Here is a 26742-nt window from a genome sequence, read left to right on the forward strand (position 1 = left end):
ATCGGAAGAGGCGTTCCCAAGCGGGAGCTTGGGAACGAGGATACGAGGGGGAACGAGAGGCCAGACACAACGCGCCAGGCGCACAAAAAACAGGAGCGAGGAAGTCACGGGCCTCCTCGCTCCTGTCATTGATTGCCCAACTGTCAGTCGACGATTGCGCTGAACGATTATCGCTGAATCCGTGCCGAGCCGCCCTTCGCGAACGATTCGACCTGCTCGAGCGTCGCCATGGTGGTGTCGCCGGGGAAGGTGGTCAGCAACGCACCGTGTGCCCAACCCAGTCGCAACGCTTCGTCCGCTGACTTCCCGCTGAGCAATCCATAAATGAAGCCCGCGGCAAAGCCATCGCCACCACCCACACGGTCACAGACATCCAACTGGCATGTCGGCGCGTTGTAAGTCTTGCCTTCGATCCAGCACACCGCACTCCAGTCATGGTGATTGGTCGTATGCACTTCGCGCAGCGTCGTCGCGACAACCTTGATGTTCGGCAGTTGCTTGGCCACGTCGTCCATCATTGCCAGGAATGCGGACGGGTCGATCTTCGACTTGGACTCGACGTCAGGTCCCTTCAATCCCAGCCCCTTCTGCAAATCTTCTTCGTTACCGACCAGAACATCGACATTCTCGACGATTCGACGCAGCGTCTGCTGCGCGGTCGCCAACCCGCCCGAGATCTGCCACAACTTGGCGCGGAAATTCAGGTCGAATGAAACAATGGCGCCCGCCGCTTTCGCGGCTTTCATCCCTTCGATGATCAGATCAGGGGTTGTCGATGACAGCGCGGAGAAGATTCCTCCGCTATGGAACCAGCGTACGCCGCCAGCCATGATTGTCTTCCAGTCGAAATCACCGACCTTCAGTTTGGCGGCGGCTTCGTTCGAGCGATTGTAGAAGACGACAGGGGCGCGAACGCCCAGTCCCTGGTCGCTGTACACGGTCGCCATGTTCGGGCCCGTGACGCCGTCGTGTTCGAAGTACTTGTAGAACGGTTTGACACCCATCGCGCGAACGCGTTCGGCGATCAGATCACCGATCGGATAGTTCACCATTGCCGATGCGACACCGGTATTCAGCCGGAAACAATCCGACAAGTTCGCGGCGACGTTGAATTCACCTCCGCTGACATGAATCCGACATTCGGTCGCCTTGCGAAAGGGAATAATTCCGGGATCGAGGCGGTTGACCAAGGCCCCCAACGAAAGGAAATCCAGTGCGCCAGTGGGGGAAATCTTCAACATCGTTCTTCCTTACAAGTGATGGTATGAGTCAGGACATCGCCAGCGGCAAACCGTGGCAGACGGATCGAGCACTCAATCTCTTCATCCCAAACTGGTGAAAAGAGGGAATCCGTCAGTTTTCAGTCGCGTCGCATAATAATGGCTCGTGGCACCGTGAAAAAGGGGCGAAACCATTCCGTTTCGCCAGTTCCGGCCGGAACTTCGCCGGGGCGCGACCGCGGATCAGGCGTCTGTGGGCGGTTTCCAGTCTCCCCAGTGCGACAAATAGGTTTTGTACACAGGAATATTTTCGCTTTCGGCCTCAAGCCACACTTTCGCTTCACTCACCAGTCGATGTTCATCCTCGACGGTCAATTTTCCCAGTAAAACGCGCGTGCGAAGAAAGACGAAATAGGTATCGAGCACGTCACAGCGGCAGTAGTCATTGATCGCCCCGACCTCGCCCGCGTCGTACATCCCTTGCACCTGCGATCCATCGACGCCCGTCTTACCGGGCTTGCCGATCAGGTTCGCCAGCAGATTCAGCCCCCCGCTGATCCGCGAGGCCCCGAAATTTGACAGCAGATCCAGCAGGTCGAGATGCGCGTTTGCGTTGTACCGATTGCGTGCCTGTTCATACGTGCGGGCCTCCACGTTAAACCATGCCGGGACGGAGTATCCATAGCGATACGCCGCCAACTCCATCACCGGGACGTCATAGCCGCGGCCATTGAACGTGACGAGTGTCGGGCGGCCGTAGGCATTCCATCCCTGCCAGAAATGGCGGGTGATGACATGCGGTCGAAATTTGGGCGAATCCAGCACTGCCACGTCGTGCAGCTTGTATTCGGCATCGACCTTTGCCACGGCGACAGAGATGGGCAACATAAACGTAACGGGTAGAACGTCCTTACCTGTGTCCGCAAGAAGCTGTGCGCGATACTTCGCGATCGCCTCGTCCGCCGTCAACGTTTCGTTCGGATACCGGATCTTGGCGACCAAGTCACCGTCCGCAATCGTCTCGATATCAAAGATGAAGTACGAGATCACGGGCTTGCGATCGGAGCCTGACATCAGGGGGCATTCCTAACCAGAAGAATTGAGCGGGAGAAGAAAACACGATATCCCGCAAAGCAGGATTGCGAAATCCAACGATCCCCGCGAATTCACCAGGTCCGTTCCTGCGAAGCGTTCTGGAACAATCACAAGGACGTCCCCGCCGATCAAATACAGGCATTGTCGGGTATTCTCTTGATTGCCGCAGATGCGGCCATTCCACGTGCCCGCGTGAAAGGGAGCCTCTGGCATCCGACGGCCTCCTTGGATCTGGTGGCTTGGTTGGGTCTTCAGCCCGCAAGAAAATGCCACGGTGTGACCAGATGGGGCTCATTCCGCGACCAGAAATCGTTCACGGCGTTGCCGAGAAGGCCTGCCGCATCACAAAATGCCACGGAGTGCACGCTCGCATTCCAAGATTCAGTCCAATTGTGGGCTGTGTTAATCCCAAACGTGACCAAATCATTGAGCTCCACCATGATACCGCCATCATCCGCCCGTCCGATTACGCTCGACCAATTCCTGAAGCAATCTGGAATCGTCGGGTCGGGTGGCCAAGCCAAAATTCTGATTCAGGAAGGGGAAGTCCTGCTGAACGGCGTCGTCGAAACTCGACGTGGCAAGAAATTGTCGCCTGGAGACGTCGTGACGATTGGCAATGAAGTCCTGCGAGTCCCCCAGGACTGATGCGCACCCTGACGCTCGACGCCTTACTCGCTTCGAGCCGACGACACAGGGTCCGGCTGGGCCAATAAGTACTGATCAAGAAACGTCAGCACCTCGTTTTCATAAAGCGGCGGATTCTGTTCCAGCAGATCTTGATGTCGCGCCCCTTGGAACACGACCAGTTGCTTTGGCTCGGACGCGGCCGCAAACAATCGCCGTGTTTCGGCGATTGTCGTGTGCGGATCCCGATCACCACTGGCGATCAGCAACGGACAGGCCACTTCGCCAATGTGCTCGATCGGTCGCAAGCGATCAGCCGAGACGCCAAGTCGGGGTTGAATCTGACAGAGCAGAAGTGGCGAGATCAGGCAGCTTAGTGGTCCAAGTTTCGCTTGAACTCGGTCGCCCACGGCTTCTTCAATCGTGGGGAACACCGATTCAAGTACCATCGCATCGACCTTGAGCGGTGATCCCAGCACGGCCGACGCCCCGCCCAGCGAGATCCCAATGACGCCCACACGGTGCTTTGGGTTCTTCTGTCGCGCAAATTCAACGGCCGCCTGAACGTCGTGACGCTCCAAATGCCCCAAAGTAATGAGACGGCCAGGACTTTCTCCGTGCGCCTGAAGATCGATCAAGACCACGGCGTACCCCTCGTTGATCAGCAGCTTGGCGCGCTTCAGCAACTTCTTGCGGTTGCCGTGAATTCCGTGGACAAGCACAACCGTCGCCACGGAGTCGGGTGAGTTCGTATACCAGGTTGCAATTTGCGACCCCGAATCGCTCGGGATTTTTGCCGCGACAAAGGGGAAGTCAGGAGGTGCCTCACCGACCACCTGATTCGCGGACGCCACCAAAGCCCCGGCGATCAGCCAGGATGCGAGTCCCACGGCGAGGAATAGCAGACTGAGTGAGAACGCGATCCAGCGGACTCGACGAAACGTTCGCACACGCGGCTGGGAAGGAAGGCGGTGTTCCATGGCGATTCCATTTGCGCAGGGTACGGCTGCCAGCTCGTAGCCAATCAGACGACGCTGTTCGTCGGGTCGCGATGCATGCACTTCGTGACGCATCGCGGCCCGCAGCGGCCGACAATGACATCGCTGATCGTTCAAATACTGTCAAGATCCGTTTACGGGCCACGGATTCTCTGCGATGAAAATCGCGTCCGTTCCGAACCGTGAACCGTGCTCCCGAATCGAAGCGGTCTCTTCAAGACAGCAGGGCATGAATGACGTGACCGTGCACATCGGTCAGCCGACGGTTGGCTCCATTGTGTCGAATCGTCAATCGCTCGTGATCAATGCCAAGCAGGTGCAACACGGTCGCGTGGAAGTCGTATGTCGTCGTGACGTCGTTCACCGCACGCCAGGACCAAGGGTCGCTCTCACCGTAGGTCGCCCCTTCGCGCACCCCCGCACCCGCCATCCAACCGACGAAGGTCCCTCCGTTGTGATCGCGGCCCTCGCTTCCTTGAGAGAATGGCATGCGACCGAACTCGGTACTCCACAGCAACAAGGTATCCTCCAGCAACCCGCGCTCTTGCAGATCGTTTAAGAGTGCCGCGATTGGTTGATCGACGGCCTGACACATCGGTGGAAGTTCTTTGAGAATACTCGTGTGATTGTCCCAGTTGTTTGTGGGACCACCGGCACCACTCCAGACCTGCACAAAACGGACGCCCCGCTCGACAAGCCGTCGGGCCAGAAGACATCGCTTGCCGAAGTCTTCCGAAGGCTTCTCCTGCAGCCCGTACGCTTTCTGAGTCGCTTCCGACTCGCGACTGAGATCAAAGGCCTCGGGGGCGCTCAACTGCATTTTCGCAGCCAGTTCGTAAGCCCGAATCCGGGCTTCCAAGCGTGAGTCGCCCGGGTTGGCGGCCAGATGCTCACGATTCATTTTTTGTAACAGCGCCCGCCCATCGCTGTCGGCTGCAGGAGTGATAAACCGCGCCGAAGCGGGGGCGTGCAGGTCGGCAATTGGCTCGGACGATGCGGTGTTCAGAATGGTTCCCTGATGGGATGCCGACAGGAACCCATTCTGGAAATTTCCCTTTTGATTGTACGGCAACCCGCGCGCATCTGGCAGCACGACGAACGTGGGCAAGTTCTCTGTCAGACTGCCCAGCGCGTAGCTTGTCCAAGCGCCGAGGCAAGGGGCACCAGGGGTCAGAAATCCTGTATTCATCAAGTAGCTGCCAGGGCCATGAACGTTGGTCCGCGACTGCATGGCCATGAAGAAGCCAAGCCGATCGACATGCCTGGCCAGATGCGGCAACTGGTCCGAGATCCAGCGTCCGGTCTCACCATGCTGGTGGAATTCAAAGGGCGGCTTCAGGACATTGCCCGGAGCACTCGTGGGAGCCTCGACATGCACGTTCTGGCCGGGATCGAATTTCTGGCCCGCCTGCTGAAACAAAGCGGGCTTATAGTCGAACAAGTCCATCTGGCTCGCGCCACCATTCATAAACAACTGAATGACGCGGCGCACTTTGGCGCGATGATGCAAACCACCGTTTAGTTCCGGACGGGGTTCATCGGCGAGGGCCGACGAGCGTCCCAACAGATCCGCCAGGGCAACTGCACCAAATCCCCCGGCGGCCGACGACAGAATCTGTCGCCGCGAGAGTTCGAATGTCGCCGCCACTCGGTCCTGACAGGTCAGCGACCACCGCCCGGAGGCATGTGAGTCCGTCTGCCGCGAGTTCGACGTGTCACTTCGGACTTGAAGCTCCATTGGGGTACTCATCGATACGATGACTCCTGTTCAATTGGCCGTCGCCGAAACCACCCTTGCAGGGAACTGAAGACAAACACGTCGACCGTAAATGCAGGGTGTGATCGTAAAACATCAACTCGTCATCTCGAATCACACTCGCCCGCCACCACTTCACCTCAGACCCTCGCCCACCCTCAATCGGGGTCGCTGGAATCTTTTGTCCTGCGACTTAGAATGGCCAGTTGCTCGCGTTCAAGCATCGTACCTTCTTGTCATGAAATCGCACCATGTTGAAACTGATTCCCCCCATCATTTCCCCTGAACTGATGTCGATTTTGATGCGGATGGGCCACGGTGACGAACTTGTGATCGCGGACGGCAATTTCCCCGCCGAAAGCTGCGCACAGCGCATCGTCCGCGCCGACGGTCACGGTGGGGTGGAATTGCTCGACGCGATCATGACCTTCTTTCCGCTCGATTCGTTTGTCGACCATCCCGCGAGCGTAATGCAACCAGTCGACGAAGTCGCAACGGATCCCCCCATCTGGGCCGAGTATCAGCGAATTTTGACGCGGCATGAAGGACATGATGTCGAATTGCGACCGATCGAGCGATTTCGATTCTACGACTTTGCCAAGTCCGCCTATGCGATCGTCGCGACAGGCGAGACCGCGGTGTACGCGAACCTGATCCTGAAAAAGGGCGTGGTCAGCTGGTAACACTCGTTACCAACTGACCGCTCTCATTCCGCGACACAGGTTTACGACTCTCCTCGCTTCCCCTCGCTTCCCCTCGCCTGCCTCGCCCCCCTCGTTACCAAGCTCCCGCTTGGTAACGCTTCTTCGCATGAATTTTCCCGTCGTCCAAGGACCTGGCGAGGCCCATCCTGTGCGTTTCCGATAACGAGGAAGCGTGCGCTATTGGCCCCAGGACTCTTTCTTGCTCGGCTGAAATCGAGAACGCAGGAGGCGTTACCAAGCGGGAGTATGGTAACGAGGACAAATGAGGGTATGGTCACTTGGTAACACTCGTCACCAAGTGACCGCTCTCGTTGCGCGACACTGGTTTACGACTCCCCCTCGCTTCCCGTCGTTACCAAGCTCCCGCTTGGTCATGCTTCTTCGCACGAATTTTCCCAGCGCCCAACGACCTGACGCGGCCCATCCTGTGCGTTTCCGATAACGAGGAAGCGTGTGCGATGGCCCCAGGACACTTTTCTGCTCGGCTGAAATCGAGAACGCGGAGGCGTTACCAAGCGGGAGCTTGGTAACGAGGAAAATCAGGGCGTGGTCGCCTCACGGCAATCTACCAGCAGTTCGCTCCGGCTTACATTTCGCACACCTCGACGATCTGCATCCAAAACATATTTGCATATCGTATGCATCAACACTACAATTGCGACGTTAGACGAGGCGGGCGTGGTTTGCATTGCTGTTTTTCCGGGAGATTTTGATGCGTTTCTTATCGGACATCGTTCGCAAACGCGGATTCACGTTGATTGAACTTCTCGTTGTGATCGCCATCATCGCGGTTCTGATTGCGTTGCTATTACCCGCGGTTCAGCAAGCTCGAGAAGCCGCGCGGCGGACACAATGCAAGAACAACATGAAGCAGATTGGCCTGGCGCTGCATAACTATCACGATGTTCACAACATCTTTCCGCCTTCGTATCTGATTCAGCCCGGGGGAAATGCCACGCTGGGGCCGCCGTCTGACGCCGGTGACGCGGGACCGGGATGGGCGGGCCTGGCGCTACTACTGCCTCAACTTGAGCAGGCCAACCTGTATCACGCGCTCGATTTCAATGCTCCGTGCTGGTCCGCATCGAATGCGTCGTTCGTGCAGCGCACGATCCCCTCGTACCTTTGCCCTTCGGCCACGAACGGGAACAACGTCTACAACGTCGTCGACGAAGGCGGAACGGTGCTGGCGAAGTTCGCACGCAGCAACTACGTGGCTAACGCTGGGCGCATCGACGTCTGGGATCTGACCGACGCCGACCTCTCCTCAGAGGCCGACGGGCCGCTCTATCGAAACAGTGCAACCAGGATCCGCGATATTTCGGATGGCCTGACCAACACGGTCTTTTTTGGCGAGCAGACTCCCTATCACAGTGACTCCACCTGGGTGGGTGTTGTACCGAATTCCGTAACGTGTCCGTCGCCATTGTTTGCCTATGCCGGATGCGACGGAGCTGCTCCGCAGGTGAATGTGCACTCGGGACCCGGCATCAACGAATTTCCTCCGATCATTCATCCCCCCAACAGCAATTTTGGGTATGTCGACGAAATGTATTCACAACATGATTCTGGTGGCAACGTCCTGTTGGGTGACGGCAGCGTGCGTTTTGCATCCAAGTTTATGGACGGGGTGACATGGTCTCGTTTGGCAACCCGCGCCAGTGGTGAAGTCGTGGGTGACTGGTGACAGAACCTCATTGTCGCCAGTCGGTACTTCTCTGGAGCCTGACTCGAATGTCGCATCACGCTCGCTGTCGTAAGCGTTCACCATTCCGTGATCAAGAACCCCATCATGTCCAATACCAGGAATTGTCGAACTGTGGACAAGTTTTCAATATCACCTCATGGAATGCTCTGCCCCCAATGCTACGTTCTCTGCGGCCTGTTGCTGTTGAGTGGCTGCCAGCGAACACCCCAGCTTGGTTCCGACAGTCGCGAACTTTTGCAGCGTCTGCAAACGGCGGTTTCCGCAAAGAACACCGCATGGCTCGACGCGTGTGAAGATCAAATCCTTGCCACACACAATCGAAGTGCCATTCCCGATCGAGAATTGAAAGCGCTCATCTCCGTGATCGATCGTGCACGCTCAGGAGACTGGAAACAGGCACAAGTGGAGAGCTTCAAACTCAGTGAAGGTCAAACAGCCACCGCCGAAGACCGTGAGCGGTTGAAAGAGCGATCACGAAAAAAACGGGGCGAGAAGAAATCGGCGTGACGAGACGTCCATCGAAACAATCGCGAGGTGTCTTTGTCGTCCGGAAATTCGCGCTGCGTGATGTCAGAGGAAGTGTGAATGCGTCGTGATCAATCAATCTGGCAAGGCTTGACCGCGATTCTGCACTACGACTTTTGCCCATGGGCCAATCGCTGGCTGGCGGGTCTTAGGCATCCCGTGTCCAACCTGGCATTCGCCGCCATTGCGGCGCTGGCCTGTGGGTTGTTTGTGAAATCGATCGCCTTGTTGGCGTTTGTTGTTCTCACGGCAATCGTGTGTCTCGGCTGGTTCTGGCCCGTCATCTCGACCTGCGGTGTGTCGTGCACTGTCCGTTTTTCTGAACGTCGGGTTACAGAAGGGGAGCGGGTTCGGATTGTCGTACAGATTTCGAACCGCTGCCCATGGCCCGTCTGGGGGCTGGTGATTGACCCTGGCTTCGCGATGGACGCCGAGTCGCGTTCTTCATCGGTGGTGATTCACCTCATCCATGGCTGGTCGAATCAGGAAGTGACCTGGGAGGTGATTCCACCGAGTCGCGGCGAGTATCCATTGCGGGCTCCCGACATGGCGACAGATTTTCCGTTCGGACTGCGAACCACGCGACGTCCCATCAGGCGGTTCGACAAGCTCATCGTCTGGCCGAGCCTGATTTCTCTGGAAACACTGCTCGATGCCGCCGAGACTCGACCAACGGCCGATGCATTCAGCGATGTGCGTACAGGCGATCGTGGCGACGTTATTGGAACGCGTCCGTTCCGCGATGGCGATTCGTTGCGACGCGTTCACTGGGTCCAGACCGCGCGCACTGGCAAGATGATCGTGAGCGAACGGCAGATGGCCACGCAACCCGCCATCCGAGTTGTCTTCGATTCTGATCCCCAGCTTCACGATGGATCTGATCCAGATGGAACACTCGAATGGTCGATTCGCATTGCTGCGAGTGTCTGCGCCGCCTATCACCGCGAGAACGCGCTCGTCGAGTGCTGTTTCGGCCATGAGTCGATCGAGTTGCGTGGCGGAACATTGGGACTGGCTCGATTCCTCGATTCGTTGGCCAAATGGAAACCCTGCCACTCACATCACGCCCGAGCGTGCCAGCATGATCATCGACAGGCGGCCTGTCATCGAATTCATCATCGAAATTGTGGTGTATTTCAGCTCACGATTACGACAGATCGTGGAGTCGGCCATCGAGTCGAGCATCGGCATGTGCATGGTGAGCAAAAACGGGTGGTACTGAGAACACGATCCAGCGAGAAATCGTGCGAGATCTGTGGCGATTCGCACAACACGCCACAACGACACTCCATCATCCTTGATCGTTCGGACGACATCGCTGCCGAATTTCGTCGCAAGTGGAGACTGGCCTGCCATGTGGGTTGAACGACTTTCCCATCGCGCCGTGCGACGCCTTCGCGAGGATGCTGCGAACGCACCGCCTTCCGCCGGGATGGCCCTCAGGACGACACCGCGCCTGACCTGGTCCCTGGCGCTGCTCGCCATTCTGACTTTCGAAAATTCGGCGGGGGACGGCGAACGAACTTACGCACAGATTCTATCGCTCGTGACGGCCGAGGTGCTTGCCGTGGCGTTGTCGGGCAAACTTGTTCGACGATTCGCTCGACCCGAGACGTCCCATGAATCACGACTCACTGCAATCGCCTGTCTGACAATCGCGGTCTTCGCGGTCGAACTTCTTGTTCGAGCCGTTTCGAACAGCATGCTGCCGCTTGAGCAGTTGCTGCTCATCCTGATCCGCAATGCCATCCTGGCACTCTTGCTCTTTGCAAATCGGCAAGACTGTCAGCGCGCCGCCTGTTCGCTCAGCCTCTTTCTCACGATTTTCACATCCACCCTGTCGGCTCACAATTGGCTGATCGGTTCATTCGTGTTGTTTGCCGTCATCGGAGTCTTCTGGCTGTCGGATCTTCACCGCGAGACACTGCGAGGCCGGTCGATCATCCGATCGACATCCCACCAGACACCGTCGCGGTGGAGAGCGGTCCTGTTGCTTCCGTTGGGTTTCCTGTTGGCACTGCCGGTCGCGGGACTCTCGACGCGCGCGTTGCCCGGATTCATGCCGAGTTCTGGTGGAAAGGATTGGTATTTCGAAACGGCTCAAGGAGGGGTCGGTGATGGCGATTCGCTTGTCGCCGGAATCGAGAATATCCAGAGTTTCGCCGCGATCGACGACGCGCCTTTTCTCAATTCGCATGAACCAAGTCTCTACGACATGTTCGACGATTCGTACAACGAACCGGTCAAGGTCGAACAACAGGAACGAGCGATATCGATCTCGAATCCGCGTTCCGCTCAGCCGTCCGAACGTGACCTCGCCGAGTCTCAGTCGGTCGGGAAGGAATTTTCCACAGTCAGAAAGTCAGGTCAACCGAACAGTGGCCAGATTGGCAATCGCACGCACAACGCCCTGTTGTTCGTCAAGGGGCGCGTCCCGCTCCACTTGAGACTGGAGGCATTCGATCGATTTGACGGCCACGATTGGACGGTCGACGAATTCCTTGGCTCCGGTCCGTCGCTGCAAATGGAACGGCTGAACGAGCGTCCGTGGCTGCAAATTTCGCGACCTGTGGATGGAGCGGTCTTTGCTCGGCCGGAAACTCATGCCCTTAAAATCATTCGCCTCAACTCCAACCGAATCCCTTCGCCAACTCAGTTGCTCGGCGTTCATATCGATAAACTCGATCGAACGGATTTCTATCGCTGGGCTCAGCCCGACATTCTGCAGATGGACCGGGAACGCCTGCCCTCGTTGACGGTGATCCACCTTCAATCGCGGATCGCCGATGTAGGGAAACTTGAACAACTTGCACTTCAGGCGCACGGTGACAGCGGGCGTTATCGGAAGACAGAGAAGGGTGCATCCTCAGACCGAATTGAACAACTGGGACGCCTCTGGACCGAATCGGTACCGACGGGCTGGCCGCAAATTCAGCAGGTGATCCAGCATTTGCGTCGCGACTATGTCCATGATCATGACGAACGTCCTGCGGCAGACTGCACCCACACGACAATCGACTTTTTATTCACGGCGAAACGTGGCCCCGACTATCAGTTCGCCACGGCCGCGGTTCTGTTGCTGCGTTCGTTGGGCTATCCCGCTCGACTGGTTGCAGGCTTCTATGCCAACCCAAGCCGCTATGACCACCGCGCCCAGCACACGCCAGTACACAGCGACGACATCCATGTGTGGGCGGAGGTCTCAACCATCGGAGGAACATGGATTCCCATCGAACCGACACCTGGGTACGAATTACTTCGCCCCTTGCCAACCGTCTGGGAAATTCTCAGTGACATCGTCGACACATTCTGGCGTTGGTTGGTTTCTCATGCCGTCCTGGTTCTCGTCAGTTCGGGCACGGCGGTCGTCCTGTTCCTGATGCGGCGAACGTTGGTCGATCGAGTCGAAGTGCTGGTTTGGTCATGGCGTTCAACCCGAAATGTGCGTGCGCGGATTCTGGCCACACTCCGACTGATGGAACGTCGCGCTCGTCGGTGGGGAGCAGCGTGCCCTCAATCGATTTCGGGCTCGATGTGGTTGATGTCCTTGTCGGTCCCGCAGAGAGGAATCGAGCGACAAACGCTGATCTACTTCGGACGGCTCGCCGACTGGGCTCAGTTCTCGCCCGAACTAACATCGCTCGCGGAACCCGATGCTGAAGCCGTCTGCCGCCACACGGTTCAAATCTGGTGGCGATTGCCCACGACGCAATTGCAACTTCGCTCCACGAAGCGACCCGACCGTCGATGGCCAGAGACGATCACACATCCGAATCCACTTGCTCGTACACGGGAGATGACAACAGCATGAACTCGATCTTGGATCGGCATTCAAGCCGTCCTTCAACGGCAGATCAGGACGACATTGACCTCGTTCGGTCGCGTCTGAATCGGGCCCTGCGAGGCAAGTCAGACGTGATTGAATATGTCATTGCATGCCTATTGGCACGCGGGCATCTGTTGCTCGAAGATCGTCCGGGCTTGGGGAAAACGACGCTGGCGAAAGCGCTCGCTGATTGTCTCGGAGGACGTTTTGCGCGGGTGCAATGTACGCCCGATCTCTTGCCCAGCGACATTACGGGATTTCAGCTTTTCAATCAGCGAACGCACGAATTCGAATTTCGTGCAGGTCCCGTTTTTTCAGAAATCCTGCTGGCCGACGAGATCAATCGTGCGACGCCGCGGACACAAAGTGCATTGCTGGAAGCCATGGCCGAACGGCAGGTCACCATCGATACCGTCCGGCATCCGCTGCGTGATGAATTCTTTGTGATCGCCACTCAGAACCCGCATGAACAACATGGAACGTACCCGTTACCCGAAGCGCAACTGGACCGCTTCGCGATGAAACTGAGCATCGGCTATCCCGAGCGCGAACATGAACTAACGATGCTGGCAGACGCGATTCCCGTGACAGACATCACAGAGACGGACGTCGAGTCGACATGGGATTTAGCTCATTTGAACCAGATCCAACGATCCGTGGCCCGAGTGGCGGTAATCGCTTCGGTACAGGAGTACCTGGTGCGACTGGCGGAGCTTACGCGAAGTCATCGCGAGATTAGTCTTGGACTCAGTCCGCGCGGACTTTTGACATGGCAGCGTGTCGCTCAAGCGTGGGCCTATTTGAACGACCGCACATTCGTGACACCTCGCGACATTCAGGAAGTGGCGTGGCCGGTGCTGTCCGTGCGATTGGGCATTGAACGGGACGATCCACACGCCCTGATCGATGAGCTGCTCGAACAAGTTCCTGTTCCCGCAGGCCGCTGAATGGTTCACGAACCGAATTCCCGTACGAGTTACACGAAGACACGAGGCATTATGTCCGCCACCAAGCCAATCCACACCATCCCATTGCTTCTTTGGATTGCCGCACAGGTCTGCGGCTGCACGTCCTCTGCAACCGAGCATGACGAGCGGCTTGAGCATCACGTCCCAGCGCATCGGCCAAATACCTTCGGCGATGGCGTCCGTCAATTGCGTCCTCGACTAATGAGGATCGCAGAAGCGCCCCCGAACAACTCAGCAATCGAACGACAGCGTGAGATCAAGGAGCTGATCGAGATTACAGGCTGGCTGCCCGTACTCGCGGCGGAGAGTCCACTGAATCAGCAAGACTGGGAACGGGCCAAGGCGAGATCCGAGGACTTGCTGCGGGCCTTTCACGTCGCGAATGCCGGGACGCAAGAGGCCGATTGGCAGAACACCATGACTCAGGTCGATGCGGTCATTCGCAGTCTGGAATTGCTGATGCCTGCTGCCGCGGAAGCCCACGTGGGAACCGACGACAAATCGCCATCGGCATCGTCAGCCAATAGTCCAAGCGCAATCAAGCCGACGAATTGAATCCATCGTTCACTCAATGGATCGAGCTCGCGCGAATCGCCCGTCACGAACTCGATTCACTCTGTTCCGCGAGCTGTTTCGTGGCTCTTTTGTCAAAGTGAGGGACACATGTGGGAAGCCATTGTCTGGGGAACCTGTCTACGAATCGCACAAGCATCGCTGCAGGCAGCCCCGTTTATTTTCACAGGGCTTTGCATCATGGGCCTGCTGCACCGGTTGATGGGCCAACAACATACGCGATGGTTGTTTGGTTCGAATTCTGTGGCATCGCTGCTGCAAGCCTGGGTCATCGGACTGCTGTTGCCTGGCTGCTCACTGGGCGCGATTCCGATCGTGAAACAGTTGCGTCGTAGCGGGATCGCAGCCGGAACCATTCTCGCCTTTGCACTCTCGTCGCCGTTGTTCGATCCGCTCTCCATCTTGTACGGACTGACGCTCTCGAAACCATTTACGATCGTCGCCTTCGCGTTGTGCTCGCTGGTCGTTGTCACGATCTCTGGAAGTCTGTTTGATCGAATGTTTCCCGCGATTGAGCCGGAACTTTCCGAGCCGCCAGCAACGCCACATGGAATCAAACGTTTGCTCGCGATCCTGGTCGTCATGGCCCGCGAATCGGTCAGCGGAACGGCCGGACTCATCGCCATCGGACTCGCCGGGGTGGGACTGCTCAGTGTGCTGCTGCCACCGGGAAGCCTGCAGCGAACGATGGCGCACGACAATCCCTGGTCACCGCTGGTGATGACGGCAATCGCGATCCCGGCGTATGCGACTCCGATGACGGCCATGGGGCAACTCGGTTCGATGTTTCAGCACGGAAATTCGATTGGCGCGGCATTTATCCTGCTTGTGTTCGGAGCCGGATTGAATCTGGGTCTGCTCACCTGGATCGTTCTCAACTATGGAATTAAAAAATCGCTGGTGTGGATGGGCCTGATGCTCGCGATCGTCCTGGGGCTGTCTTACGGAATCGAACGCCCCCTGTATCCCAACGAGTTGGAAGCCGCAGATCACACGCATGCGTTCGACACCTATTGCCAGCCGTTCCTCAGTTCTGCATCCCCCCCCGCTGGCGGCTATCCCTCCGAGATCTGGCGCCGTGTCCGACTGGAAACACAGCCACACGAGGCCGCAGGCGCGGTGATACTATTTCTGATGGTCACGCTGGGCGAGTTCCTGGCCTGTTTGGATCGGTACTGGGTGATCGAGACGTGGTTAAATCGTCCGACAGAGCCCACGGCCAATCCCGCGCGACGAACGTGGGACGTCACGATTCCAGGCCCGATACTTGCGGGGATCGGACTGGCCACAATCATCGCGTTCAGCATTGTCGGATGTTACGCCTACTATCCGACACCACACGAAACTCTCGATGAACTGAGTCTCGCGAAGACGGAAGCACTTGGTGCGGCGCTCACTGGTCACCGGGAACATGCACTGCACTGGATTCCGGTATGCGAGAGCTGGAATCGTCGGCTGCAAGTCGGAGCCTATCTGCGTCACTGGCATCTGAGCGACTACCATCGCATGAAAGCACGGGTTTTTCGCGATCGCCTGGAAGTCTTGGAACACATGATCGAAAACCGCGACTCTGACGAAGAGATCCGTCGGCAGATCTCGCTGACATCGCGCGCATTTCTGCGACTGGCAACAGCCTATCGCGAGGAATTATCCCAATGAATTGTTGGCCCTGAAACGACGATGCAGCGAACGTTGCTGACCAAGCCGCGGCCCCCCACAAAACAATCTTCACCAGTAAAAACGAGCGGCTTCAAACAGCGCAAACGAAGGATCTGATCGTGGTGATCACATCCTTCGCCTGCGCGCCCAAGCTCACGCATCGCTTGTTCAGATTCGCCGAAACGGTTTCGGCCTCGATTTGCTGAGTCGTTCAATCGAAACGATTTTGCCTTCATGGACTTTGATTGTCAGTTCTCCATGCTCCAAACCGCGAAGCAGCCGACGCAGCTCCTGGCCAAAGCCTGGGTTTGAGGAATCGGAATCGGACGGGGCTTGTGTTGGTGCACTTTCCAGGCGTGGTGAACTATTCATGGCAACTCCATTGAGTGAGGTCAGCGATCAAACCAAATTCCGTGTCATTAAAAGGGTGATATTTCAGAGAAAGATCTCATTGGCGACTTCGCCGGCCACATCGGTCAGCCGAAAGTCACGACCCGCGTACCGGTATGTCAGCGCTTCATGATCAAGCCCCATTAGTGCGAGCAGCGTCGCATGCAGATCCATGGTGTGCATTCGGCCTTCGACGGCATGTGTGCCATACTCATCGGTACTGCCGAACGAGAAGCCTGGTTTGACGCCCGCTCCTGCGAGCCACATGCCATACCCGGTAATGTTGTGATCGCGACCATCAGGCCCCTGCGCCGTGGGCAGTCGTCCAAACTCGCTGCCGAAGAGAACCAGCGTGTCGTCGAGCAGTCCGCGTTGTCCCAGGTCATCCAGCAACGCGGCGGTGGGTTGGTCGGTGGCAGACGCGTTGGCGATCAGCCCCTTATGCAAGTTGTTGTGATGATCCCAACCGGGTTGTCGAATCTGAACAAACCGGACACCCGCCTCACTCAGCCGACGTGCCATCAAGCACTGACGCGCAAAGCTGCCCGCGGGGCCCGGCTTGACTCCATAGGCATCAAGAACGGATTGAGGTTCTTTCGACAGGTCCAGCAGTTCAGGAACCTTGCCCTGCATCCGGAATGCCAGTTCGTACGATTGAATAATCCCATCCAATCCTTCCGGCGCACCAAGATCGGCCTGCTGGTTCCGATTCAGCTCTTGCACCAGATCGATTTGACGTCGTTGCAGTGGGCTAGCCGTCTGTGCCTTCAGGTTCGGCAGATAGCCAGTGTCGTTGATCCGCGTCCCCTGAAAATGGGCTGGCAGGAAGGCACTTCCATAGTTGACCGCGCCACCGAAATTCGGTGACGGATTGATCGTGATGTAGCCCGGCAAATCCTGATTTTCGGTCCCCAAACCGTACAGCAGCCAAGCGCCCATTGATGGGCGAGACTGCGAAACAACACGTGCACCGGTGTGCAATTGAATCACGGCCTGAGGATGCGCCGGCGTGTCGGTATGCAAACCGCGAATGAAGCACAGTTGATCCACCCGCTGTGCAACATGTGGATACAACTCAGAAACCCAAGCACCGGATTGACCGTGTTGCTTGAACTGGAATTTCGAGGCGACCAGCTTACCGCCGCCCGTCCCAGCCTTACCGTCGTTCTCTTGCAGCTTTGGCTTGTAGTCGAACGTGTCAACGCCCGACATCGCACCTTCCATGAAGAGGAAAATAATTCGCTTCGCCTTGGCGGGCCGGTGTTGGGGTTTTGGCCACAGTGGCTTGTTGGCCAGTTCGGCAGGAACGTTGGCAGCGGCCGCTTTTCGCTGTTGTAAGCCGAGTAACCCAGCCAGCGCGACATAGCCAAATCCAGTCCCTGCAGATTGCAGGACTTGTCGGCGAGTGACGGATGCCACCTGAGTCTTCAATCGTTGATCGTCAGACATGACGAGATTCTCCGAGTTTTGGTTTTGATCTGTTAATTATTGAACGTTTGGGTTGCTGAATCGCGATAGGGTTCCAACCAGGAGCATCTATCGCGTGTAACGGAACTCAGCCGATCCAATCAGAGCTTGGATCAGGCTGGTCCAAGCGGCGGATTGCGCGTCGCGTGACAGAACCTTTTCTTCCTGAGCAGTCGATTCGGTTTGCTCAACATCATCAGGATTCAGCGCCTGTGCCGTGCGCTGCTGAGCCGCCGCCAACGATTGGTTCGCGGCCCCGGCAGCCAAGTTGCTGGGCGTTGAGGCATCGGCGGGCTGTGCCGCGGCGATCGCGGTCTGACGTTCCCGTTCCGCAACCGCTGCAAATTCTTCTTGCAATGAAGCGGCCGCGACGGACGCATAGTCGGCCAGGTAGTATCGGACGCGATCCCGTTCCGTGCTCGTTGGAAAACGCCCGATCAGGACCAGGTACGACTGGTCGATTCGCTGCGAATCGTCGAGATCAGATCGTGCCAGCAAATTCTCGGCAAACACTTGCGAATTGCCGCGAACAAATGGATCGTTCAGCAGGTACAGGGCCTGCGTCGCGACCGTGGTAATTTCGCGCTGGCCAGTGACCAGACCTTGATCTGCAAAGTCGAACACTTCGAGTGAAGGTGGAACCAGCGTTCGCAACAAGGGCAGATAGACGCTGCGATAGCGACTGGTTCGAACCAGCTCCATGATCCGCTGAGATTCGGGGCCGTTGTTCCGCAGTTCGATGACCTTCAATTCCTGGGCCGGAGATCCTTCAGGCCGTGCCCGATCCAAGGTTCCCGCCGAAGTAAGGATCGAGTCACGCAGCTCTTCAGCCGACAGTCGCCGAGGGCTGTGACGCCAGTGCAACTGATTGCTGGGATCAACGGCGAGATGATTTTCCGTGGCTGACGAGGCCAGCCCATACGTTCGCGTCAGGACGAGGGTTCGAATGAGCCTCTTGATCGACCAGCCGTCCGCCACGAACTGCTGAGCCAGATGATCCAACAATTCGGGATGTGTTGGTTTGGCGCCGTTGACACCAAAGTTATCAACGCTCGACACCAATCCCTGACCGAACAGATGATGCCAAACGCGATTCACGATCACTCGTGAGGTCAACGGGTTCTGTGGGCTGGTCAGCCATTGAGCCAACTCAAGTCGACCACTTCGATCGGCCGGAATTTGTGGCTGGCCTTCATATTCCACAACTTTCGGAAACCCACGGGGCGCCACCGGCCCCAGCTTCTCGGCTTCACCTCGCAAACGAATTTCCGTATCGCTGACGGTCTTTGAATCACGCAGCCCCAACGCCACTTTGCCACGAGCCGCCGGGTCGCTGATCGCGACAAATTCGGCTTGAAGCCGATTCCATTTCTGGCGAGCGACTTGTCGCATCGGTCTGCCGTTCGGTGCCAGTTTCGCACCTTCTTCGCTATCGCGCAGTTCTTCAAACCGTGCCTTGGCTTCGTCAGCAGCCTTCCTTGCCTCGGCGATTTTCACATCGTAGTTGGGATCGACTTCGGTCGATTGCGACAAGATCAGCAGCATTTGCGGATCGTAGTAATCGAGGCCGCCGCCACCCATCTTGTTTTTCAAACCACCGCACAAGTCGGTGCTGTGGAAGATCCCCGCCAGGCCGTAATACTCCTTCGCCGAGATCGGGTCGAATTTATGATCGTGGCACCGCGCGCAACTGATGGTGAGCCCCAGAATCGCCTGCGAGAACGTATCGATCTGCTCATCAATGTTGTCCATGGTGAATCGGACTTTGAACCGCTGATTCACATCTTTGACACCGATCGCCAGGAACCCGGTGGCAATCAATTGCTCTTGTCGCTGCTCTTCCGAGTTGAACGGCAACTGATCGCCCGCAATCTGCTCGCGTACGAACTGATCATATGGCTTGTCGTTGTTGAACGCGTCGATGACGTAGTCGCGGTATCGCCAAGCAAAGGGATAAGGCAAATTGCGTGCGGAACCGGTTGATTCACCGTAACGAGCCACATCCAGCCAGTGTCGGCCCCATCGTTCGCCGAATGCGGGTGATTGGAGCAAACGATCAACGGCACGCTCGTTCGCCTTCGGATCATGATCCTGAAGGAACGACGTGATTTCATTGGCGGATGGAGGCAGGCCGGTCAAGTCATAGGTAATGCGGCGAAGCCACGCAGCGCGGTCGGCGTCCTCCACCGGCTTCAGCCCGGAGAGCTCAAGCTTTTCCAAAAGGAATCTGTCAACGTCATCGCGCGGCCAGCTCGCTTCCTTCACTACCGGAGGAGTGACCGTCCGAATTGGCTGCCAGGACCAGTGCTCGCGCCGAAGTTGGTCATAGTCCGCTCGCTCGACCGTAAGATCCGAGGGGACGTCGATTTTGGGCCACGCGGCGCCATCCTGAATCCATTTGGTGAGCACTTCGATCTGCTCATCCGCCAACTTGAACTCGGGTGGCATCTTCAATTTGGGATCAGTGTGACTGATCGCTTTCAGCAGCACGCTGTCTTCAGGATGACCGGGAACAACCGCCGCCCCGCGACCACCACCTTGCAGTAAACCGTTCCGGTCGTCGACCCGTAATCCCCCCGCGGCCTTGTTGTCGGCCGAATGGCAGTTGTAGCAATTCTCGACAAGTAGCGGACGTACCTTCTTTTCGAAGAACTCCAAAGCCGCTGGGGAAGGTGCGGCTGGAGAAACCGCGTCGTTGGCAGCAAGCGAACCGGCTGACAACGCCATCGCAATCGTTGCGAATGCTTTCACTCGTGGGAACATGAACCGACTTTCTGGTGGTATGAGTTAATCGCGACACGTGGCCGCGGAATTCCAATTCGAATCGATCACTTGTCGTTCTGGCGATTACGGGCCTGCTGCTGCGGAGCAGGAATCCAAGACGGGGGAACCAGCGTTGAGTTCCAGGTATCCCATTCCGATTGAAGACGTGCGACCAATTCTGGTTTTGTCGCGGCGAGGTCCTGCTGCTCGCCAATGTCCTCTTTCAGGTTGTAAAGGCGTGGCTTGGTGTCGCCACGAACTTTGAGCAACTTCCAGTCACCTTGTCGCAAGGCAATCTGCTCACCAAACCGCCAGTACAACGCGGAATGGGGAGCCCCCGCCTTTTCACCTTTCAGGAACGGAGCCAGGTCGACACCGTCGAGCTTCGCCGCATCGTCTGCGACAACACCCGCGGCGGTCAGAATGGTCGGCAATAGGTCCAACTGAATCACCGGTTCTTCATACTTTTTGCCCGCAGCCAATTGGCCCGGCCACGACACCACGAACGGCACTCGAACACCGCCTTCCCACGTGGTCGCCTTTTGACCGTTTAGCGGCGTATTCGTCGAACCATTAGCAGGAGGACCACCGTTGTCGCTGATGAAGACAACCAGCGTTTTCTGTTCGAGCTTTTCGGCGGCCAATTTGTCGAGCACTTGCCCAACCGCGTCGTCCATGGCAGTCAACATCCCGGCATAAGTCCGTCGACGCTCATCGGCGATCGATTTGAACCGTTCGAGGTGTTCGGGCTTGGCGTGTTGTGGATTGTGAACGGCGTTGAAGGCCAGATACAAAAAGAACGGTCGATTTTTGTTCCGATCAATGTAGGCCACCGACTCACGCGCGAACGCGTCGGTCAGGTACTCGGATTCGACGACGGCCTCGCGTCCGCGGCGGATCGGATCATTGCTATTGGCATCTGGGAAGTACGGATGAGCCCCCCCAAGGAACCCGAAGAATTCGTCGAAACCACGCTCGAGCGGTTGGAACTGCGGAGCAAACCCAAGATGCCATTTGCCCACAATGCCCGTCGCGTAGCCCGCCTGTTTCAAACGCTGCGGCAAAGTCCGTTCTTCCAGACTCAGGCCAAACGTTTCCGTGACGCGGGCGGCGTTGCCCGGGTTGAACTCGTGCCCGAACCGCTGTTGATAGCGTCCTGTAAGCAACCCGGCGCGCGTTGGACTGCAGTAAGGTCCCGAGACGTATCCTGACGAACAGGTTACCCCCGAACGGGCAAGCCCGTCGATTCGTGGAGTGGGAATATCACGACCACCTTGAAAGCCGAGATCGCCGTAGCCCAGATCATCGGCCACGATCAACACGATGTTCGGTTTGGAGGACGCATCAGCGGCCCAGCCCACGACAGCCGTCATGGAGAAAAGCAAGGCCGCGGCCAGATTGCGGCCAACCGTCATTGATACCGGCATGTCTACCCTTCAGTTCGATGTGGCGATCAGAATGCGAACGATTGGTTCGCCCTGGAATCGAGATGGAAGAAAACCGAAGCACCTCAGTGTGCGAACCATAGAATCACTTTTGACTCAGTTCGAAATCCAAGACGTTGTGGCCCGACTTGACGTCTCGTTCGTACTGCACTTGCATGTTTTCCTTGTAGCCGCTGGGCAATTGAGTCACGACCAGCAACCCAGTGCTCTTATCCTCCACTTCCATCTCATCGCGCTTGGACGTGCGAACAGAGACGTTGTGCTTGCCAACCAACGCTCCTTGGCGAGTCTGCGAGAACTGAAGGGAGTAGACTCCCTTCGCATCGGTATAGGCCGATCCATATGTCCCGCGCGGAGCAATCGGTTGAAACTTGACGTAGGCGAAGGGGACGGGAGTGCCATTCATTGTCACCTGGCCTTTCACCGTGCCCAGGTGCGGCCCGCGCTCACAACCCGCGGCCATCGTCAGGCTAATGGCCGCGAGGAATAGACATGTGAGAGATCGAAAGTTCATTGGAATCACCGTTCGAGAATTGAGGCGGGTCGCTTCACCTGTGTTCATGACAGGCAAAGTGAAGTATCAGGAGATGGTCGCCCGATCCCTGGTGGTTGTGGTGGCAGTCCAGGAACCGGGCGACTCGTGGTGACTGCAGCCGCCGAGTGGCACAGTCACACAGTCCGGACAGGTTGGTGCGTTCGTGACGAGCACTCCAACCTGTCAGATCAGGCTTGAGGTTTCACTAGTATTCGCCCAAGGTCAGCCCGTCGTTGCGGCGGCCCAAACGTTGGAACAAACCAAGCGAACTGGAGGCATTCGCGATCGTGGTATCGACATCATTGAAATCGATGTTTTCGCTGATGAACTGCACGCGGCCATCGGCAAACAGGAAGTTGGCCCCCCCCGAATGTCGGCTGCTGAACCCACGACTGACGGCAGGATTTCCATTTGGCTGCAGGACTGGATCGTTGATCTTCACATTCAGGATCGCCAGATTCTGACGCGAACCCCAGATTCCGGTGCCTGTATAGTTTCGCTGTCCCACCCAGTTCGCGGCCCAACCAAGCTGCCAATCGCGTTCACCCACGATGAAGGTGTTCGACAGACCGTCGGTGATGTCACGAAACTTGACCGCGCTATCGCCCCAGAACGTGCCGAATGGATCCTGGCTGCTGACAATCCAATTTTCAGGTGTTGACCAGCGAGATCCGGAAACGCCCACATAGTTGGCCGTTGCCAGATAGACCGGCTGATTCCCGAAAAAGGCACTGTAGGGCGTATCCCATTCCCGCTTCGAATTCAAATCCGGAGCGGTATCAGACGGGCAGCGATAAAACGGCATGGTCTTCTTTGTGAGGCTCTGCGCATCAGGATTTGCGGTATTGCGAAGCAGTTGATCGAGATCAACACCGTTGGTTTGCATGGCGTTGAACAGGTTTGCCTGCTCAAGCTGTGGCAGCAGGAACGTCCCCCATCCATACGAGCCGAGTGCGGCCACGTTCTGATTGCCAACTTTATGAACGACCCCTGGCGGTAGCGTGTTGTAGATGTCGTGGTAGTTGTGCAGTGCCAGACCAATCTGCTTCTGATTGTTACGGCACTGGGTACGACGAGCGGCTTCACGCGCCTGTTGAACTGCCGGCAACAGCAAGGCGATTAGGACAGCAATGATCGCAATTACGACCAGCAACTCGATCAGCGTAAATGCACGTGGGCGTGAGTAACGACGCCGTTCCGTGACCCGACTGAAATACATGTTCATCTCCTCAAAATTCCATTCAAAATTCGAAATACACGATGCCGGCGCGCACAATCAGCGCGACGCGACAGATTTGCTCACGAAAACGCCCTCGCGAAGCGTCCCCGGAAATGGCAATTCAGAAAGCCCCGACAACATCAACTGCCGGTCCGAGATGAACCAACAGCGTTGGGGCGACAGGCACACAACCACGCGCCACCACCCTTTACAGAAGGGCGCATGGAATTATTCAGATCAATGTTTCTGCTCGTACGGCCAGAGCGATGACCGCACGTCCCAGTTGGGGGGTCAACGACAACAGCGAAGGATCGACATACGCAAGCTCCTCGTCATGCGTGCACGCCTCTAGTCGTCCAGTGAGCAGCACAGAGTCAATCGCGTGGCCCTCGGCCACAGCGGAATATACCACCCATTTAGTGGGTGCAATATTATTTCGGGATTTGTTGTGCTTGTCAATCACACTTTCCCTGAATTATTGACACGCTCGGAACTTTAGTTTCACACAACAAGTCGTGATTTATTCAAGCGAGACGCACACTCAAGCCGAAAGTGTTCTTGCGTACAGATTATGCACCAAACCTTAGGCGGACACTCTGTCGAAACCCGTCACACGCCGCCCAAGGCGTGCGCGCAGGAGACGTAGCAACCCCAAGCACAGCCCTCACAAAGTCGACACGCTACCATCGCTCGACCGGTCCATTCGGGACCTTGATCAATGCCGTTGCAATGGTGTTTCGCCGTTCGCCGTGTCGCTCGCGTATTTCGCTGACGATCTGTTCGAATTCCGTGAAGTCATTGAAAAGCCGAAGCCGGTGTTCCAGATCTTCCGGTATCCCCAGCTTGGCTCCGTACCACGCCGCAAACTTGCGAAACAAGATGCAACTTCGTTCCGCGTGCTGTTCTGTCATCAGTTGAAAATGGCGAGCGAGAAAGTCGACTTGCTCATCGCGCGTGGGCTCGCGCATCGGCTGACCTCGGTGGTGATCCGCCAGTTTACGAAAAATCCAGGGGTCGAGCATCGCACCGCGGCCGATCGCCACGGCCGCACAACCGGTCACGCGGCGCATCTGGAGTGCATCGGCGGGGGGTCGAACGTCTCCGTTTCCGATGACGGGAATCGATTTGACTGCTGCAACCGTCGCTGCAATCCCCTCAAGGTCAACGACGCCTTGGAACCCCTGCTGCCGGGTCCGTCCATGAATTGTGATCGCCTGGACACCGACCTCTTCGAATCGTTTCGCGAGATACGGAGAGGAGATCGAATCGCGATCCCACCCAAGCCTCATTTTCACCGTGACAGGCAACGATACGGCGGCAACGACCTGTTCGACCATTCGGCAGGCATTGTCCGCATCGCACAGCAGTCGCGCACCGCCGCCCTGCCCGTTGACCTTCGCCATGGGACACCCCATGTTGATATCGATTCCCGCATAGCGGTGCGATTCCAACCAGCGGGCCGCCCCCACTAATTGTTCAACCCCTCCACCGAAGATCTGGACAGTCAAGGGGTTATCATCGAGATGAGTTGCGACAAGCTCCAGCGAATGGCGATGTTCTCCACAAAGCTGCGTGGCATGAACCAGATCCGTCGTCGCCAGCCCCAATCCACCGACTTCACGCAGCGCTCGACGAAACGCAAGGTGGGTGTACCCCGCCAATGGAGCCAGAAAGTAGCGCGAAGGAAGTTCGCGGTGACCGATGAGAAGCCCTGCCGATTCGACAATTTCGGGCAATGGCGGGGCTGTCGACGAAGCAGACATAGTCGATAGGCTTGTTTTCAAAGAGTTACGTGCCTGAGGACAGAGGAAGCGACATGGAGAACGTCGAACCCTTGCCAAGTTCGCTCACCACGCTGATCGATCCACTATGAGCATGCACGATGGACTGGCAGATACTCAACCCCAATCCATTGCCGCGTTTTTCCCCGAAACGCTGGCGGGCCTTTTCGACCTGGTAGAAGCGATCAAATACCCGACTGACGGATTCGGCAGGGATCCCCAACCCTGTATCACAGACGGTTAACAGGCCAAACCCGGGCTTATTGTCACGCCCAAGTGTCACTGTCACAACGCCCCCTTTAACAGAAAACTTAACGGCATTATCTACGAGGTTCGTGAGCACCTGACGTAACTGTCTCGGAACGCCTGTCACGACGAGATCTTCGAGCAGATCAAACTTCAGATCGACCCCGCGTTCTTCGGCGACGGGCTCAAACATCTCCACCGTACGTGCGACGACTTCCGACAGCCTCACCGGTTCCATCGGCATGTCCGACGCGGTCGACTCGGTCTCGGCCAGTTGCAGCAACTGGTTCACCAACTGTCCCAGATAATGCACTTCGTCGTTAATCTGGAACAGCAAATCTTCGTACTCTTCGACGGAACGTGGCTTTTCGACGGTGACCTCCACCAGGCTCTGAATCGCAGCGAGTGGCGATCGCAGGTCGTGCGCCGCATTGGCCACAAAGTCACGATTTTTCTGCAGATGATCGGCAATCTCGTCCAGAAACTCGTTGATCTTGGAGGCGAGCTGATCGAGTTCATCACCAACTCCGCGCAGCTCAAGGCGCTCTTCGAGATGGCTGGGACGTAGTCGTTCGGTCGTTTGAATCAACCGCTGAAGTGGCTCGACGGCGCGTTCGGCCAGCAGCAGTCCGCCGACAGGCGCCAGCAACAGAATCGCCAGCCCGACCGGCGCGAGAACGCGCGTCAGTCGACCGACATCTTCATCGACAAATGCCACCAGGGTTCCCACTCGGATGCGATAGTTGGGAATACCGGGGCTATCAATTTCACGCTCGACCGAGCGATGCGTCTCTGAAACTAGAACATTGCGACCGTTGGTTTTCTTCGCCAGCTTCGAGAGGGGTTGATCGGGAGCAAGCTCGCTCTTCCACAGCGTGGTGACGCCATCTTCGTCGAGCCAGCGGATGTGCCATCCATGTACGAGATGCGCTTGGTCCTTGCGTCTGAGAAATGCCTCGACCTGATCGCGATCGGGGTACAGCTTTTCGACCGTCAAGAGAATTTCCTGGACCTCATCATCCAAGACCGTGTCGATCTCAATCAGAAGATAGTGCCTGAGACCTTCACGAACGACGATCAGGGCGATGATCACCGTGAGGAGTACGACAAGCGTATTCCACACGGTTAGGCGAAATCGCAGTGACCGGCTGAAATCAACAAAACGCCGCCAGGACAAAGCCGCGGAATCAAATCCGCTGGCGAACCTGGACCGCGCGATTGGACTAGTTTCCTTCAT

21 protein-coding genes are annotated in these 26742 nt (G+C 57.1%); 9 read left to right on the forward strand and 12 right to left on the reverse strand.

What is annotated here, in order from left to right; all coding sequences use genetic code 11:
* Nucleotides 1-167: 167 nt before the first annotated feature.
* Nucleotides 168-1241: a PfkB family carbohydrate kinase gene (locus OSO_RS0115280; protein ID WP_010584122.1), complete on the reverse strand. Its 1074-nt coding sequence runs from the start codon at nt 1239-1241 to the stop codon at nt 168-170.
* Nucleotides 1242-1463: 222 nt separating this feature from the next.
* On the reverse strand, nt 1464-2294 hold the full coding sequence (locus tag OSO_RS0115285; protein WP_010584123.1) for a 3'-5' exonuclease: 831 nt from the start codon (nt 2292-2294) through the stop codon (nt 1464-1466).
* Nucleotides 2295-2753: 459 nt separating this feature from the next.
* Here OSO_RS0115285 and OSO_RS0115300 point away from each other — a divergent pair, with 459 nt between their 5' ends.
* Nucleotides 2754-2963 (forward strand): RNA-binding S4 domain-containing protein, encoded by a 210-nt coding sequence (locus tag OSO_RS0115300; RefSeq protein ID WP_010584126.1) that lies wholly within the window; start codon nt 2754-2756, stop codon nt 2961-2963.
* A 23-nt stretch (nt 2964-2986) separates the two neighbouring features.
* Here the strand turns inward: OSO_RS0115300 and OSO_RS0115305 are convergent, their stop codons facing one another.
* Together OSO_RS0115305 and OSO_RS0115310 are read right to left on the reverse strand one after the other, a co-directional pair.
* A complete protein-coding gene (locus OSO_RS0115305; protein ID WP_157605202.1) occupies nt 2987-3922 on the reverse strand; it encodes an alpha/beta hydrolase in 936 nt (311 codons plus the stop codon).
* A 232-nt stretch (nt 3923-4154) separates the two neighbouring features.
* Nucleotides 4155-5690, reverse strand: coding sequence for a DUF1501 domain-containing protein (locus tag OSO_RS0115310; protein ID WP_237729288.1), 1536 nt, complete (start codon nt 5688-5690; stop codon nt 4155-4157).
* 257 nt (nt 5691-5947) lie between these two features.
* Here OSO_RS0115310 and OSO_RS0115315 point away from each other — a divergent pair, with 257 nt between their 5' ends.
* The 8 genes from OSO_RS0115315 (at nt 5948) to OSO_RS0115350 (ending at nt 15659) form a co-directional block, all read left to right on the forward strand.
* Nucleotides 5948-6379 (forward strand): RbsD/FucU family protein, encoded by a 432-nt coding sequence (locus OSO_RS0115315; protein ID WP_010584129.1) that lies wholly within the window; start codon nt 5948-5950, stop codon nt 6377-6379.
* Between the two features lie 733 nt (nt 6380-7112).
* A complete protein-coding gene (locus OSO_RS0115320) occupies nt 7113-8087 on the forward strand; it encodes a DUF1559 domain-containing protein (protein WP_010584130.1) in 975 nt (324 codons plus the stop codon).
* A 132-nt stretch (nt 8088-8219) separates the two neighbouring features.
* A complete protein-coding gene (locus OSO_RS0115325) occupies nt 8220-8615 on the forward strand; it encodes a hypothetical protein (protein ID WP_010584131.1) in 396 nt (131 codons plus the stop codon).
* A 78-nt stretch (nt 8616-8693) separates the two neighbouring features.
* Nucleotides 8694-9998: a DUF58 domain-containing protein gene (locus OSO_RS0115330; RefSeq protein ID WP_010584132.1), complete on the forward strand. Its 1305-nt coding sequence runs from the start codon at nt 8694-8696 to the stop codon at nt 9996-9998.
* The gene (locus OSO_RS0115335; RefSeq protein ID WP_010584133.1) at nt 9988-12444 is read left to right on the forward strand and encodes a transglutaminase-like domain-containing protein; all 2457 of its coding nucleotides are present in this window, start codon (nt 9988-9990) and stop codon (nt 12442-12444) included. Before OSO_RS0115330 ends, OSO_RS0115335 begins: the two co-directional genes overlap by 11 nt.
* Nucleotides 12441-13406 (forward strand): AAA family ATPase, encoded by a 966-nt coding sequence (locus OSO_RS0115340; RefSeq protein ID WP_010584134.1) that lies wholly within the window; start codon nt 12441-12443, stop codon nt 13404-13406. The genes OSO_RS0115335 and OSO_RS0115340 overlap by 4 nt, the downstream gene beginning before the upstream one ends.
* 51 nt (nt 13407-13457) lie before the next feature.
* A complete protein-coding gene (locus OSO_RS0115345) occupies nt 13458-13982 on the forward strand; it encodes a hypothetical protein (protein WP_010584135.1) in 525 nt (174 codons plus the stop codon).
* A gap of 108 nt (nt 13983-14090) precedes the next feature.
* Complete coding sequence (locus OSO_RS0115350) at nt 14091-15659, forward strand: permease (RefSeq protein ID WP_010584136.1); 1569 nt, start codon at nt 14091-14093, stop codon at nt 15657-15659.
* A 168-nt stretch (nt 15660-15827) separates the two neighbouring features.
* On the opposite strand, the gene OSO_RS0115355 is transcribed toward OSO_RS0115350, so the two are convergent.
* From OSO_RS0115355 to OSO_RS0115405, 8 genes are all read right to left on the reverse strand, one after another.
* The gene (locus tag OSO_RS0115355) at nt 15828-16031 is read right to left on the reverse strand and encodes a YezD family protein (protein WP_010584137.1); all 204 of its coding nucleotides are present in this window, start codon (nt 16029-16031) and stop codon (nt 15828-15830) included.
* Between the two features lie 63 nt (nt 16032-16094).
* Complete coding sequence (locus OSO_RS0115360; RefSeq protein WP_010584138.1) at nt 16095-17498, reverse strand: DUF1501 domain-containing protein; 1404 nt, start codon at nt 17496-17498, stop codon at nt 16095-16097.
* An 87-nt stretch (nt 17499-17585) separates the two neighbouring features.
* Nucleotides 17586-20279 (reverse strand): PSD1 and planctomycete cytochrome C domain-containing protein, encoded by a 2694-nt coding sequence (locus tag OSO_RS0115365; protein WP_010584139.1) that lies wholly within the window; start codon nt 20277-20279, stop codon nt 17586-17588.
* A 65-nt stretch (nt 20280-20344) separates the two neighbouring features.
* Nucleotides 20345-21706 carry a sulfatase gene (locus tag OSO_RS0115370; protein ID WP_010584140.1) on the reverse strand — a complete coding sequence of 454 codons (1362 nt, stop codon included), beginning with the start codon at nt 21704-21706 and terminating at the stop codon, nt 20345-20347.
* Nucleotides 21707-21809: 103 nt separating this feature from the next.
* The gene (locus OSO_RS0115380; RefSeq protein ID WP_157605203.1) at nt 21810-22238 is read right to left on the reverse strand and encodes a hypothetical protein; all 429 of its coding nucleotides are present in this window, start codon (nt 22236-22238) and stop codon (nt 21810-21812) included.
* Nucleotides 22239-22464: 226 nt separating this feature from the next.
* Entirely contained in the window at nt 22465-23478 is a 1014-nt protein-coding gene (locus tag OSO_RS0115390) for a DUF1559 domain-containing protein (protein WP_050986151.1), read from the reverse strand.
* 680 nt (nt 23479-24158) lie between these two features.
* A complete protein-coding gene (locus OSO_RS0115400; protein ID WP_010584143.1) occupies nt 24159-25241 on the reverse strand; it encodes a tRNA dihydrouridine synthase in 1083 nt (360 codons plus the stop codon).
* Nucleotides 25242-25266: 25 nt separating this feature from the next.
* Entirely contained in the window at nt 25267-26742 is a 1476-nt protein-coding gene (locus OSO_RS0115405; RefSeq protein ID WP_010584144.1) for a sensor histidine kinase, read from the reverse strand.

It is taken from the genome of Schlesneria paludicola DSM 18645 (assembly GCF_000255655.1).
Classification (GTDB): domain Bacteria; phylum Planctomycetota; class Planctomycetia; order Planctomycetales; family Planctomycetaceae; genus Schlesneria; species Schlesneria paludicola.